Below are 13454 nucleotides of genomic sequence, written 5' to 3' on the forward strand. Positions count from 1 at the left end.
GGCGCCGCTTCCACTAAGTAACGCCGGGTGAGGAAACAGGGTCGGCGGACGCCAGCGCCGGTCGGCCGGAAGGGGTCCAGAATGACGAAGAAAGTCGTGTTCCTTGACCGCGAGTCGCTCGATGCGAAGGTTCGCGAATTCAACTTCCCGCACGAGTACAAGGAATACGAGTCGACCTGGACGCCGGAGGAGATCGTCGAGCGGCTCCAGGGCGCCGAGATCGCTCTGATCAACAAGGTGCCGATGCGCGCCGACACGCTGAAGCAGCTTCCCGACCTCAAGCTGATCGCGGTCGCCGCCACGGGCACGGACGTCGTCGACAAGGCCGCCGCCAAGGCGCAGGGCATCACCGTCGTCAACATCCGCAACTACGCATTCAACACCGTGCCCGAGCACGTGGTGGGCCTGATGTTCGCGCTGCGCCGCGCCATCGTCCCCTACGCCAATTCCGTGCGCCGCGGTGATTGGAACAAGTCCAAGCAATTCTGCTATTTCGACTATCCGATCTACGACATCGCCGGCTCGACGCTCGGCATCATCGGCTACGGGGCGCTCGGCAAGTCGATCGCCAAGCGGGCCGAGGCGCTGGGCATGAAGGTGCTGGCCTTCGACGTGTTCCCGCAGGACGGCCTCGTCGATCTGGAGACGATCCTGACGCAGTCGGACGTCATCACCCTGCACGTGCCGCTCACCCCCGACACCAAGAACATGATCGGGGCCGAGCAGCTGAAGAAGATGAAGCCTTCGGCGATCCTCATCAACACGGCCCGCGGCGGGCTCGTGGACGAGGCGGCGCTCCTGCAGGCGCTGAAGGACGGCACCATCGGCGGCGCCGGCTTCGACGTGGTGGCCCAGGAGCCGCCGAAGGACGGCAACATCCTCTGCGAGGCCGACCTGCCGAATCTGATCGTGACCCCGCACGTCGCCTGGGCGAGCAAGGAGGCGATGCAGATCCTCGCCGACCAGCTCGTCGACAATGTCGAGGCCTTCGTCGCGGGCAAGCCTCAGAACGTCGTCGAGGCGTAGGAACAACCACCCCTGTCGTCGTTCCGGGACCGCGTGGCGGAGCCCGGAACCGGAGGGGCGCGCCAGAGGCGTGCAATCCACGACTCGGCACAACGGATCGGTGCGCGTCGCCGCATCACGGGTCGATTCCGGGCTCGCTTGTCAGCGTCCCGGAATGATGGGTTTGAAGGGGTGGCCCGGGGGCCATTCAAGGAAGCGCTCCGCGTCTCGCGCGGACACCGACTCTCAGAGGTATCATGTCCAAGAAGCTGCTCTTCCAGTTCGACACGGATCCCGCGCCGAGCGTGTTCGACGTCGTCGTCGGCTACGATGGCGGTGCCGACCACATCACCGGTTACGGCAACGTCACGCCCGAGAACGTCGGCGCCTATGTCGACGGCACGATCTACACCCGCGGCGGCAAGGAGAAGCAGTCGACGGCGATCTTCGTCGGCGGCGGCGACATGGCGGCCGGCGAACGGGTGTTCCAGGCGGTCAAGAAGCGCTTCTTCGGCCCGTTCCGCGTCTCCTGCATGCTGGATTCGAACGGCTCCAACACCACCGCCGCGGCGGGTGTCGCCCTCGTCGTCAAGGCGGCCGGCGGTTCGGTGCAGGGCAAGAAGGCCGTGGTGCTCGCCGGCACCGGCCCGGTCGGGATGCGCTCGGCGGCCCTGCTCGCCGGCGAGGGGGCCGAAGTCGTGCTGTGCGGGCGCAAGCTCGACAAGGCGCAGGCCGCGGCCGATTCCGTGAACAAGCGCTTCAAGGTGAACGTCACCGCCGCCGAGACGCCGGACGACGCCTCGCGCTCGGAAGTCGTGAAGGGCGCCCATCTCGTCTTCGCCGCCGGCGCGATCGGCCTGGAATTGCTGCCGCAGGCGGCGTGGCAGAACGAGGCCTCGATCGAGATCGTGGCGGATTACAACGCCCAGCCCCCGCTCGGCATCGGCGGGATCGACGCCACCGACAAGGGCAAGGAATACGGTGGCAAGCGTGCTTTCGGCGCCCTGGGCATCGGCGGCCTGAAGCTCAAGCTGCACCGCGCCTGCATCGCCAAGCTGTTCGAGTCGAGCGAAGGCGTGTTCGACGCGGAAGAGATCTACAAGCTGGCGAAGGAGATGGCGTGATGGCCGAGAACGAGACCATCGCGAAATTCCTCGACGGGCTGGCGAGTTCGGCTCCGACCCCCGGCGGCGGCGGTGCCGCCGCCATCTCCGGTGCCATGGGTGCGGCCCTCGTCTCGATGGTGTGCAACCTCACCATCGGCAAGAAGAAGTATGTCGAGGTCGAGGCCGAGCTGAAGGGTGTCCTGGAGAAGTCCGAGGCGCTCCGGAAGACCCTCACCGGCATGATCGCCGACGATGTCGAGGCGTTCGACGCGGTCATGGGCGCCTACGGGCTCCCGAAGAACACCGACGAGGAGAAAGCCGCGCGGGCGGACAAGATCCAGGCGGCGTTGAAGACCGCCACCGACGTGCCGCTCGCCTGCTGCCGCGCCTGCCGCGAGGTCATCGATCTCGCCGAGATCACCGCCGACAAGGGCAATCTCAACGTCATCTCGGACGCGGGCGTCGCGGTGCTCTCCGCCTTCGCCGGCCTGCGCTCGGCAGCGCTCAACGTCTACGTCAACGCCAAGGGCCTGGACGACCGCGCCTTCGCCGAGGAACGCCTCAAGGAACTGGAGACGATCCTGGGCGAGGCGGCCGCGCTGAACGAGCGGGTCTACGAGGTCGTCAAGGGCAAGGTGAGCTGACGAACGGGGGAGGGCCACGGCCCTCTCTCTCATCCTGGTCCTCATCCTGAGGTGCCCGCGCAGCGGGCCTCAGAGGAGGGCTCCAGGGATCACTGAGACGTCTGGAGCCCTCCTTCGAGGCTCCGCTTCGCTCCGCATCTCAGGATGAGGTCTTGAGTGGGATCGGCGACATCCGATCAGCCGACCGATCACTTTAGAAGCCCGCTAAGTCTTTGACGGGCAAGCAAACTAAAGCACTACAAAAGAAAATATTGAGAGCAGACCCGCTTCCCGAAAAGTAATTTTTCCGCGAAGGTCGCTCCAACGAAACGCGAGGAAACGCGAAGGAGGTCTCGATGGACGTTCACGAGTACCAAGCAAAAGAGCTGCTCGCGAGCTTCGGGGTCGCCGTACCCAAGGGCGCCGTGGCCTTCAGCCCCGACCAGGCGGTCTACGCCGCGACCGAACTCGGCGGCTCGTTCTGGGCGGTCAAGGCCCAGATCCATGCCGGTGCCCGCGGCAAGGCCGGCGGCATCAAGCTCTGCCGGACCTATAACGAGGTGCGCGACGCCGCCCGCGATCTGCTCGGCAAGCGTCTCGTCACGCTCCAGACCGGACCCGACGGCAAGCCGGTACAGCGCGTCTATGTCGAGACCGCCGATCCCTTCGAGCGCGAGCTCTATCTCGGCTACGTGCTGGACCGGAAGGCCGAGCGCGTCCGGGTCATCGCTTCCCAGCGCGGCGGCATGGACATCGAGGAGATCGCCGCCAAGGAGCCTGAGGCCCTGATCCAGGTTGTCGTCGAGCCGGCGGTCGGCCTCCAGCAATTCCAGGCCCGCGAGATCGCGTTCCAGCTCGGACTGAACATCAAGCAGGTCTCGGCCGCGGTAAAGACCATCATGAACGCCTACCGGGCGTTCCGCGACTGCGACGGCACCATGCTGGAGATCAACCCGCTGGTCGTCACCAAGGATGACCGGGTGCTGGCGCTCGACGCCAAGATGTCCTTCGACGACAACGCCCTGTTCCGCCGCCGCAACATCGCGGACATGCACGACCCGTCCCAGGGCGACCCCCGCGAGGCCCAGGCCGCCGAGCACAACCTCAGCTATATCGGCCTCGACGGCGAGATCGGCTGCATCGTCAACGGCGCCGGCCTCGCCATGGCGACCATGGACATGATCAAGCACGCGGGCGGTGAGCCGGCGAACTTCCTCGACGTCGGCGGCGGCGCCAGTCCCGACCGCGTCGCGACCGCCTTCCGGCTGGTCCTGTCGGACCGCAACGTGAAGGCGATCCTGGTCAACATCTTCGCCGGCATCAACCGCTGCGACTGGGTCGCGGAGGGTGTCGTGAAGGCGGCGAAGGAAGTGAAGATCGACGTGCCGCTGGTGGTGCGTCTGGCCGGCACCAATGTCGAAGAGGGTCAGAAGATCATCGCCGAGAGCGGGCTCGACCTCATCACCGCCGACACCCTGACGGACGCCGCCAAGAAGGCCGTCGAGGCCTGCAACGGCGCCAAGCGCTAACGGAACGGGGAGGATCACGCCATGAGCATTCTCATCGACGAGAAGACCCCGATCATCGTCCAGGGCATCACGGGCGATAAGGGCACCTTCCACGCCAAGGAAATGATCGCCTACGGCTCGAACGTCGTCGGCGGCGTCACCCCCGGCAAGGGCGGCAAGACCCATTGCGGCGTCCCGGTGTTCAACACCGTCAAGGACGCGGTGGCCGCCACCGGCGCCACCACCTCGATCACCTTCGTGGCGCCCCCCTTCGCCGCGGACGCGATCATGGAGGCGGCCGATGCCGGCCTTGCGCTGGTCTGCTCGATCACCGACGGCATCCCGGCCCAGGACATGATGCGGGTGAAGCGCTACCTGCGCCGCTATCCGAAAGAGAAGCGCACCATGGTGGTGGGCCCGAACTGCGCCGGCATCATCTCGCCGGGCAAGTCGATGCTCGGCATCATGCCCGGCCACATCTACCTGCCGGGCAAGGTCGGCGTCATCTCTCGCTCCGGCACCCTCGGCTACGAGGCCGCCGCGCAGATGATGGCGCTCGGCATCGGCATCTCGACCTCGGTCGGCATCGGCGGCGATCCGATCAACGGATCCTCCTTCCTCGATCACCTCGCCCTGTTCGAGCAGGACCCGGAGACCGAGGCCGTGCTGATGATCGGCGAGATCGGCGGTCCGCAGGAGGCCGAGGCCTCGGCCTGGATCAAGGAGAACTTCTCCAAGCCCGTGATCGGCTTCGTCGCCGGTCTCACCGCGCCGAAGGGCCGCCGCATGGGGCACGCGGGCGCCATCATCTCGGCCACCGGCGACAGCGCCGCCGAGAAGGCCGAGATCATGCGCTCCTACGGGCTGACCGTGGCGCCCGATCCAGGTTCCTTCGGCCAGACCGTCGCCGACGTTCTCGCCCGCGCGGCCTGAGCGGATTCCCCTCCCCCTCGCGGGGAGGGGCGAGGGTGGGGGTCGGGCAGACGGCACCGCTTCGCCTCGTCCGGCACCACCCCTCCCTCCTTCCCGCACGGGGGAAGGAGAGGCGCCCCGTGAATGGAGGCGATCCATCGTTCTGTGGGCACGGCCCGCAAAGTCGCAAAAAAGAACCTCGCCCGGGGGGATTTCCATGACCAAGACGCTGCACGCCCGGCCGTCAGCCGCGACCGATTCGAGCTTCGCGCCGCCGGTCATCACCGGCACCGCGACCGAGGATGCTCTCGACATCCTGTTCCACGCCCTCCTCGACGTGGCGCGCCGCCACGATCCCGAACTGGAGGACGTGCTGCACGGCCGCGCCGACATCTCGTCCTACACGCCCGAGATGCTGGCCCGCGCCCTTCAGGTGCAGGGCATCTGGTTCCAGCTCGTCTCCATCGCCGAGCAGAACGCGGCCATGCGCCGCCGCCGCCATGTCGAGCGCAGCCAGGGCCGCGAGGCGCTGAGCGGCTCCTTCGCCAAGGTGCTGGCCGATGCATCCGCCAAGGGCATCGCCGCGCCGCAGATCCACGCGCTGCTGAAGAACCTGCGCATCCGCCCGACCATCACGGCGCATCCCACCGAGGGCAAGCGCGTCACCGTGCTGGAGAAGCTGCGCCGCATCTACCTCGTCCTGCGCGAGCTGGAGCTGCCGCGCTGGACCGAGCGCGAGCGCAACGGCCTGATGAACGAGCTGCGCGACCAGATCGAGTTGATCTGGATGACGGGCGAACTGCATCTGGAGAAGGCCACCGTCGAGCGCGAAGTCGCCTGGGGTCTACACTTCTTCGACGAGTCGCTGTTCGAGATGCTGCCCGAGATGCTGCTCTCCCTCGAAGAGAGCCTCGCGCAGTATTACCCGGACGAGACCTTCGAGGTGCCGCCCTTCTTCCAGTTCGGCAGCTGGATCGGCGGCGACCGCGACGGCAATCCCTACGTCACGGCCAGCGTGACCCGGGAGACCCTCCAGCGCAACGCGCTCGCCTCGCTGCGGCGCTACCGCGACGGCATCACCCATCTCGGGCGCGTGCTCTCGATCACCGAGCGCTCGTTGCCCGTGCCGGAGAGCTTCCGCGCCGAACTGGCGAGCCTGCTGGCGGAATCGGGCGACGGCCGCGCCATCGCCAACCGCAACCCCGGCGAGGCGTACCGGCAATTCCTGTCCTGCGTGCTGCGGAAGCTCGAAGCGACCATCGCCCGCAACAAGGGGGCCCGCTCGGTCGGGCCGGATTACCCGAGCGCGGACGGGCTCATCAACGACCTGCGCACGCTGGAGAAGGGGCTCGCCGACGCCAAGTGCGGTTCGCTCGCCACCGACATCGTGCGGCCGGTGCGCCGGATGGTCGAGATCTTCCGGTTTTCGACCGTCCGCCTCGATCTGCGGGAAAATTCCACGCGGACGACCAAGACGCTGCATGCCCTCTGGAAGCTGCGCAACGGCGACCGCGAGCCGCCCGCGCTCGACGCGCCCGCCTGGAAGGAATGGCTGCTCACCGAGCTCGCCCGGCCGCGCAATCCGGAGACCGGCTTCGAGGATTACGCCGACCGCCTGCCCGACGACGCCCGCGAGACGCTGGCGACCTTCGCTCTGGTCGGCGAGATGCGCGAGCAACTCGACCGCGAGGCCTTCGGTGCCTTCATCCTGTCGATGACGCGCTCCACCGTCGATGTGCTCGGCGCCTATCTCCTCGCCAAGGAGGCCGGCATCTTCCTCGACGCGACGGGCACCGAGATCTGCCCGCTGCCGATCGTGCCCCTGTTCGAGACCATCGACGATCTGCGTGCCGCGCCCACCATCATGAAGGAATTGCTCGGCGTTCCTGTCGTGCGCCGCTCCACCCGCTGGCAGGGCGGGGTGCAGGAGGTGATGATCGGCTATTCCGATTCGAACAAGGACGGCGGTTTCGTCGCCTCGAACTGGGAGCTGTACAAGGCGCAGACCAAGCTGACCGATCTCGGCCGCCAAGCGGGCGTGCCGATCGCCTTCTTCCACGGGCGCGGCGGTTCGGTGAGCCGCGGCGGCGTGCCGACCCATCGCGGCATCGCCGCCCAGCCGCCGGGCTCGATCAACGGGCGCTTCCGGATCACCGAGCAGGGCGAGGTCGTCTCGTTCAAATATGCCAACCGGGGCACCGCGGCCTACCAGATGGAGTTGCTCGCAGCCTCGGTCTTCGAGCACGCGCTCCACTCCGAGAGCAACGGCAGCAACGGGCGCTCGGAACTCGACGACGCGCTGGAAGCGCTCTCGGGCGCCTCGCGGGCGGCCTATGTCAACCTGCTCCAGGCGGACGGCCTAGTCGATTACTTCCAGGCGGCGAGCCCCCTCGACGAGATCGCGCTCCTCAATATCGGATCGCGTCCGGCCCGACGCTTCGGCGCCAAGTCGCTGTCGGATCTCCGGGCGATCCCGTGGGTGTTCGCGTGGTCGCAGAACCGCCATGTCATCACCGGCTGGTACGGCGTGGGATCGGGTCTCCAGAGCTTCATCGACGTGCGGGGCGAGCAGGGCGAAGCGCTCCTGCGGCGCTTGTTCGAGCATTCGCGGGTGTTCCGTCTCGTCCTCGATGAGGTCGAGAAGACGCTGCTCATGGTCGATCTGGAGATCGCCCGCGATTACGCGGGGCTCGTCGAGGACGAGGGCGTGCGCGCGCGCATCTTCGGCATGATCGAGCGGGAATACGCGCTGACGAAGGCGATGGTGCTGCGCATCAGCGGCGACGGCGAGCTGGCCCAGCGCTTCCCCCAGTTCCGGGAGCGCCTGCACGGGCGCCTGCCGACCATCAATCAGGTCAGCCGCGAGCAGGTCGAATTGCTGCGCCGCTATCGCAGCGAGACCGACGAGGACAAGCGCGAGGCGGTGAAATCCGCTCTGCTCCTCTCGATCAACTGCATCGCGGTCGGCTTCGGCGCGACCGGCTAGAGCATCGGCCCGAAAGGTGAGTGCCGGCTTTCGGAGAAGCCGATGCGGCACGGGTACTCCGCGCATCGGCCCAAAAGGTGGGTACCGGCTTTCGGGATGAGGCGTGGAGGCGAACGAACAGGCTCACGTGTCGCTGGGCTCGGCTAGACGGCCGGGCCCCGCGCGCGAGATAGACGGCGCGACGCGCAGAACTTGCGGGTGCCGAGGCTAGACGGTCTCAAGAACGGAGGAATCACGATGAGCTTTACCCTGATCCAGCAGGCGACCCCTCGCCTGCACCGCTCGGAACTCGCTGTTCCCGGCTCGAACCCGACCTTCATGGAGAAGTCGGCGCAGTCCGCCGCCGACGTGATCTTCCTCGATCTCGAGGACGCGGTGGCCCCCGACGACAAGGAGCAGGCCCGCAAGAACATCATCCAGGCCCTGAACGAGATCGATTGGGGCTCCAAGACCATGATGATCCGCATCAACGGTCTCGACACCCACTACATGTACCGGGACGTCGTCGACATCGTGGAGGCCTGCCCGCGCCTCGACATGATCCTGATCCCCAAGGTCGGCGTGCCGCAGGACGTCTACGCGATCGACGTGCTCGTCACCCAGATCGAGCAGGCCAAGAAGCGCGAGAAGAAGCTCGGCTTCGAGGTGCTGATCGAGACCGCGCTCGGCATGGCCAATGTCGAGGCGATCGCCCAGTCCTCCAAGCGCCTCGAGGCGATGTCCTTCGGCGTGGCCGATTACGCCGCGTCGTGCCGCACCCGCTCGACCGTGATCGGCGGCGTCAATCCCGACTATTCCGTGCTCACCGACAAGGATGAGGCCGGGAACCGCGAGACGCATTGGCAGGATCCGTGGCTGTTCGCCCAGCAGCGCATGCTGGTGGCCTGCCGCGCCTACGGCCTGCGCCCCATCGACGGTCCGTTCGGCGATTTCTCGGACAAGGACGGCTACCTCTCGGCCGCCCGCCGCTGCGCCGCCGCCGGCTACGAGGGCAAGTGGGCGATCCACCCCTCGCAGATCGAGCTCGCCAACGAGGTGTTCACGCCCTCCGAGAAGGAGGTCGAGAAGGCCCGCCGCATCCTCGAAGCCATGGAAGAGGCCGCCAAGGCCGGCCGCGGTGCGGTGGCCCTCGATGGCCGCCTGATCGACATCGCCTCGATCCGCATGGCCGAGGCGCTGATCCAGAAGGCCGATTCGATGAAGAAGTGAGTTCGCTGCGAACTCGGGATTGAGGAGATGGCCGGGTTCGCCCGGCCATTTTCTTTGGTGAAGCGCCCGGATGCTGGATTCTCTGGCCGAGCCGACGGGAGCACCACTGCCGTACCGTATCCGCGCGTCACGCACCGCGGATGGCCGCGCTTCGGCGATCCTGGATCAAGCCGGACAGCTTGATCCGGCCGCCCGACCAGTCTGAAACGGGTGGACGGACTCGCGGCGCGTGCTGCCTATTTCTCGTACTTGATATAGGCGAAGCGCGGATCGGTCGGCGTGCCTTCCAGCGCCCCGCCTTCCGCGCCGGGCTGCCACGCCACCACCTCCTCGATCTTCTTCGCCAGCGCGAAGTCCTTCTCGGTGATGCCCTTGGCGGCGTGGTTCATGAGCCGCACCTCGACCCAGGCATAGGAGGCGGTGAGATCCGGGTGATGCCACGCCGCCTCCGCCAGATGGCCCACCGTGTTGATCACCATCAGCGTGCTCTTCCAGGAAGCGGTCTTGTAGGTCCGGCGAATCCAGCCCTCCTCCAGCCGCCATTGCGGCAATTCCTCCTTCAGCCTCCGCTCGACCGTGGCCTCGTCGAACACCGCTTCGCGCGCCTGCGTCATCGTCGTCTCCCGGTCTGCCGCTCGCTGTCGTCGTCCGAAAGGGTGCGACGGGCTGGCGGGCCGCGCAAGCGGGGGGCGGCATGAGCGGATCACGCCTGCGTGTCGCATGGGAAAGGCCGGGGCCGGCTGTGGACGGCGGGGGGGGCAGCCCTTATGAGATTCTTCAAGAGGATGGCGGTCCTGCGGGGCGCAGCCGAACAAGCGGGAGGTGACGCCGATGCTGTCACGGCGCGGAGTGCTCGCAGCCGGAGCGGCGGCGCTGGCTGGACTCGGGTCCGCCCGCGCGGGGGCGGACACGTTCCGCCTCGGCGTCCTGCCATTCGGCACTGCCTCCTGGGAGGCCGCTGTGATCAAGGAGCGGCGCCTCGACGAGGCCAACGGCTTCACCCTCGAAACCGTCAAGCTCGCCGGCAACGATGCCGCCCGCATCGCTTTCCTCGGTGATCAGGTCGATGCCATCGTCGGCGACCTGATCTGGGCGGCCCGCCTCGGCAACGAGGGCAGGGGGGTGCGGTTCACACCCTATTCCACCACCGAAGGGGCCCTGATGGTGCGGGAGGGCAGCCCCATCACCGACCTGAAGGGCCTCACCGGCAAGCGGCTCGGCGTCGCGGGCGGGGCCCTCGACAAGAACTGGATCCTGCTGAAGGCGCAAGGACGCGAGACATCCGGTCTCGATCTCGAATCCGCCGCACAGATCGCCTATGGCGCACCGCCCCTCCTGGCGCAGAAGCTGGAGACCGGCGAGCTCGATGCGGCACTGCTCTATTGGCAATATTGCGCGCGCCTCCAAGCCAAGGGTTTCAAGCGCCTGATCTCGGCCGACGACGTGATGCGGGCCTTCGGTGCGCAGGGGCCGGTGGCGCTGATCGGCTACCTGTTCGAGGGTCGCACCGTCGCCGACCGCGCCGAGGTGGTGAAGGGCTTCGCCCGCGCCTCGACCGCCGCCAAGGATGCCCTGGCGAACGACCCGGCCGCCTGGACGAATGTGCGCCCGCTGATGGCGGCGGACGACGACGCCACCTTCGAGGCCCTGAAGCGCGAATTCCTCTCCGGCATCCCGCGCCGCACGGTCGGGGCCGAGCGGGCCGACGGCGAGCGCATCTACGCCACGCTCTCGCGGCTCGCGGGGGCCCAGCTTCTCGGCTCCGGCAAGACCTTGCCGCCGGATCTCTACCTCGACACCTCCAAGGGTTGAGGGCGGCGCCCGCGATGTTCGTCCCGGCCGCCTGACCCGAACGCATGGCCCTGCTCGCGCGCCTCGCTTCGCTCGCTGTCCTGCTCGCCTTCTGGCAGGGCATCTCGGTCTATGCCGATGTCCGGACCCTGCCGGCGCCGAGTGCCGTGTTCGCCTTCATCCTGCGCGAGGCGCAGAGCGGCGCGCTGCTCTTCAATGTCGGTGTGACCCTCGCCCGCGTCGGCATCTCCTTCGTCATCGCCATGAGCCTCGGCGTGCTGCTCGGCATCGTCCTCGGCCGCTCGCGCCTCGCGGATCGACTGCTCGATACGCCGCTGCTCGTGGTCCTGAACACCCCGGCCTTGGTCGTCACCGTTCTGGCCTATGTCTGGCTCGGCCTCACCGAGACCGCGGCGATCATCGCGGTGGCGATCAACAAGCTGCCCAACGTCGCCGTCATCATGCGCGAGGGCGCGCGCGGGCTCGATCCCGGCCTGGAGGAGATGGCGCGGACCTATCGGTTCGACCGCCGAACCTGGATCGGCCATGTGCTGCTGCCGCAGCTTCAGCCCTTCATGGTCGCGGCGGCCCGCTCCGGCATCTCCCTCGCCTGGAAGATCGTGCTCGTAGTCGAGCTGCTCGGACGCCCGAACGGCGTGGGCTTCGCGATCAACTACTACTTCACGCTCTTCGACGTGACGGCCGTGATCGGCTACAGCGTCGTCTTCATGAGCGTGATGCTCGCCATCGACGCCCTGATCCTCCAGCCCCTCGACGCCCATGTCCGCCGCTGGCGCTGAGCCGACCACCGTCGCTTCGCCGGCCCTGCTGACGGTGCGGGTCGACCGCAAGGTCTATCGCCGCTCCCGCACCGAGCCGGTCGAGGCGGTGCGCGGTCTCGCCTTCTCGCTGCACGCCGCCGAGATCACCTGCCTGATCGGTCCCTCGGGCGCGGGCAAGACCACGACCCTGCGCATCCTGCTCGGGCTCGACCACGATTTCGAGGGGGCGGTGTCGCCGGATCCGGCCGCGGCCGGCATCGCCATGGTGTTTCAGGATCCGCGCCTGCTGCCCTGGCGGACCATCGAGCAGAACGTGCGTCTCGGCCTGCCGCGGGAGCGGCGCGGGCGCGATCTCGACGAATTGTTCGAATCCCTCGGGCTGACGCCGTGGCGCGGGCGCTTCCCCGGCGCCTTGTCGCTCGGCATGCAGCGCCGGGTGGCGCTGGCCCGGGCGCTGGCCTTGGAACCGCGCATCCTCGTGTTGGACGAACCGTTCGTCTCCCTGGACGACACCGCCGCCGCCGGTCTGCGCGCCCTCGTGGTCGATACGGTGCAGCGGACGCGCACGAGCATTCTCATGGTCACCCACAATGTGGGCGAGGCCTTGGAAATTGCCGACCGGTTGCTGCTGGTTTCGCCCCGCCCGGCGAGCCTGCTTGCGACGGTGCCGATCGACCGGCCGCGGGGGCAGCGTGATCGCGGCTTCCTCGAATCGACCCGTGCCGATCTGGCGGCACGCTTCCCGGGCGTGATCGCACAGTAAGACCGCCCGATTCCCCCGGTTCGCGCGATTCTGCCGCTCTCCCGCCCCCGCAGGCGGGAGGATGCGGCAAGGCAACGCACGAGGGTCCGCTCATCCACTGCCACGTTTCGGTGACTTCGGTCCGCGACCGAACCGTTAGCGGGATGAGGCGCTTGCGCCTCCGTCGCGGACGGGCCGTAGAACGCGATTTCGACCGGCGAGCTGAGCTGCGACCTATGCATGGCGTCCGGCCTATTGCCGGATTTGCCCATCGCCACATTCCGAAAGCGCATGGTGGTCGACGTAAAGCAGAGATTCTTTCCAAGTTGAAACAGTAACTTTTGCGCTGCGTACAATTTTGTGCGGCGCAATAAGGGATCTGTGACAAGAAAATTTCTCACAATGTCTTCGCTGTCCTGCGACATTCGACCAGCGAAAGCATGTTGACGGCGCCCGAAATTTTCTTAGAGTTCGTTCAAGCTTCGGACTGAGGGGGCCGCCAGGGATGCGGCTCCAGCCGGGTAAGTGGTTGATGGATAGGGTTAATCCTATGTCGTCGGTCGCATGTCGCGAGCTGCCGGAGCTCAATTGATCCCTGTCGCAAACAGCAGACCAGTCTTCAGTGGGAATGCTTTGTGCTGCCCGCTGCAGATAAAGGTCTGTCGGAGGAATCCATGAGAGCGGTCCATCTTCTCGCACTCGGTGCGGGCATCGCGGCGGCCACCCCGGCGCTGGCCAACGACAGCGTCCTCAAGTCCATCGCCAACCCGGCGGAGCAGGCGCTCCAGAC

Annotated in this window: 11 protein-coding genes; 10 read left to right on the forward strand and 1 reads right to left on the reverse strand. The window is 67.2% G+C overall.

Translation table 11 applies throughout. From position 1 onward, the window contains the following. Nucleotides 1-81 precede the first annotated feature (81 nt). The 7 genes from OWC43_RS09510 (at nt 82) to OWC43_RS09540 (ending at nt 9349) form a co-directional block, all read left to right on the forward strand. Nucleotides 82-1026: a D-2-hydroxyacid dehydrogenase gene (locus tag OWC43_RS09510; RefSeq protein WP_137829714.1), complete on the forward strand. Its 945-nt coding sequence runs from the start codon at nt 82-84 to the stop codon at nt 1024-1026. Nucleotides 1027-1262: 236 nt separating this feature from the next. Beyond that, complete coding sequence (locus OWC43_RS09515) at nt 1263-2129, forward strand: NADP-dependent methylenetetrahydromethanopterin/methylenetetrahydrofolate dehydrogenase (RefSeq protein WP_238307363.1); 867 nt, start codon at nt 1263-1265, stop codon at nt 2127-2129. After that, nucleotides 2129-2755, forward strand: coding sequence for a methenyltetrahydrofolate cyclohydrolase (fchA, locus tag OWC43_RS09520; protein ID WP_137829712.1), 627 nt, complete (start codon nt 2129-2131; stop codon nt 2753-2755). The genes OWC43_RS09515 and fchA overlap by 1 nt, the downstream gene beginning before the upstream one ends. A gap of 335 nt (nt 2756-3090) precedes the next feature. Beyond that, complete coding sequence (locus tag OWC43_RS09525) at nt 3091-4263, forward strand: malate--CoA ligase subunit beta (protein ID WP_137829711.1); 1173 nt, start codon at nt 3091-3093, stop codon at nt 4261-4263. A gap of 21 nt (nt 4264-4284) precedes the next feature. Next, entirely contained in the window at nt 4285-5175 is an 891-nt protein-coding gene (sucD, locus tag OWC43_RS09530) for a succinate--CoA ligase subunit alpha (RefSeq protein ID WP_137829710.1), read from the forward strand. Between the two features lie 196 nt (nt 5176-5371). Next, complete coding sequence (locus OWC43_RS09535) at nt 5372-8140, forward strand: phosphoenolpyruvate carboxylase (protein WP_137829708.1); 2769 nt, start codon at nt 5372-5374, stop codon at nt 8138-8140. Between the two features lie 237 nt (nt 8141-8377). After that, on the forward strand, nt 8378-9349 hold the full coding sequence (locus OWC43_RS09540; RefSeq protein ID WP_137829707.1) for a CoA ester lyase: 972 nt from the start codon (nt 8378-8380) through the stop codon (nt 9347-9349). Nucleotides 9350-9585: 236 nt separating this feature from the next. On the opposite strand, the gene OWC43_RS09545 is transcribed toward OWC43_RS09540, so the two are convergent. Then, nucleotides 9586-9963, reverse strand: a complete 378-nt coding sequence (locus tag OWC43_RS09545) for a 4a-hydroxytetrahydrobiopterin dehydratase (RefSeq protein ID WP_393956477.1) — start codon at nt 9961-9963, stop codon at nt 9586-9588. Between the two features lie 217 nt (nt 9964-10180). Between OWC43_RS09545 and OWC43_RS09550 the strand changes: the two genes are divergently transcribed. The 3 genes from OWC43_RS09550 to OWC43_RS09560 are packed head-to-tail and all read left to right on the forward strand — an operon-like array spanning nt 10181 to nt 12685. Beyond that, entirely contained in the window at nt 10181-11161 is a 981-nt protein-coding gene (locus OWC43_RS09550) for an ABC transporter substrate-binding protein (protein WP_137829705.1), read from the forward strand. Between the two features lie 44 nt (nt 11162-11205). Then, complete coding sequence (locus tag OWC43_RS09555; protein WP_393956478.1) at nt 11206-11940, forward strand: ABC transporter permease; 735 nt, start codon at nt 11206-11208, stop codon at nt 11938-11940. Next, nucleotides 11921-12685: an ABC transporter ATP-binding protein gene (locus OWC43_RS09560; RefSeq protein WP_393956479.1), complete on the forward strand. Its 765-nt coding sequence runs from the start codon at nt 11921-11923 to the stop codon at nt 12683-12685. Before OWC43_RS09555 ends, OWC43_RS09560 begins: the two co-directional genes overlap by 20 nt. The last annotated feature ends 769 nt before the right edge of the window (nt 12686-13454 follow it).

This window comes from Methylorubrum sp. POS3 (genome assembly GCF_043352485.1).
Lineage (GTDB): Bacteria > Pseudomonadota > Alphaproteobacteria > Rhizobiales > Beijerinckiaceae > Methylobacterium > Methylobacterium suomiense.

Coding starts and splice junctions, on each gene's coding strand:
- OWC43_RS09560 (WP_393956479.1), top strand. CDS start 11,921: ATGTCCGCCGCTGGCGCTGAGCCGACCACCGTCGCTTCGCCGGCCCTG.
- OWC43_RS09555 (WP_393956478.1), top strand. CDS start 11,206: ATGGCCCTGCTCGCGCGCCTCGCTTCGCTCGCTGTCCTGCTCGCCTTC.
- OWC43_RS09535 (WP_137829708.1), top strand. CDS start 5,372: ATGACCAAGACGCTGCACGCCCGGCCGTCAGCCGCGACCGATTCGAGC.
- sucD (WP_137829710.1), top strand. CDS start 4,285: ATGAGCATTCTCATCGACGAGAAGACCCCGATCATCGTCCAGGGCATC.
- OWC43_RS09545 (WP_393956477.1), bottom strand. CDS start 9,963: ATGACGCAGGCGCGCGAAGCGGTGTTCGACGAGGCCACGGTCGAGCGG.
- OWC43_RS09510 (WP_137829714.1), top strand. CDS start 82: ATGACGAAGAAAGTCGTGTTCCTTGACCGCGAGTCGCTCGATGCGAAG.
- OWC43_RS09540 (WP_137829707.1), top strand. CDS start 8,378: ATGAGCTTTACCCTGATCCAGCAGGCGACCCCTCGCCTGCACCGCTCG.
- OWC43_RS09550 (WP_137829705.1), top strand. CDS start 10,181: ATGCTGTCACGGCGCGGAGTGCTCGCAGCCGGAGCGGCGGCGCTGGCT.
- OWC43_RS09525 (WP_137829711.1), top strand. CDS start 3,091: ATGGACGTTCACGAGTACCAAGCAAAAGAGCTGCTCGCGAGCTTCGGG.
- OWC43_RS09515 (WP_238307363.1), top strand. CDS start 1,263: ATGTCCAAGAAGCTGCTCTTCCAGTTCGACACGGATCCCGCGCCGAGC.
- fchA (WP_137829712.1), top strand. CDS start 2,129: ATGGCCGAGAACGAGACCATCGCGAAATTCCTCGACGGGCTGGCGAGT.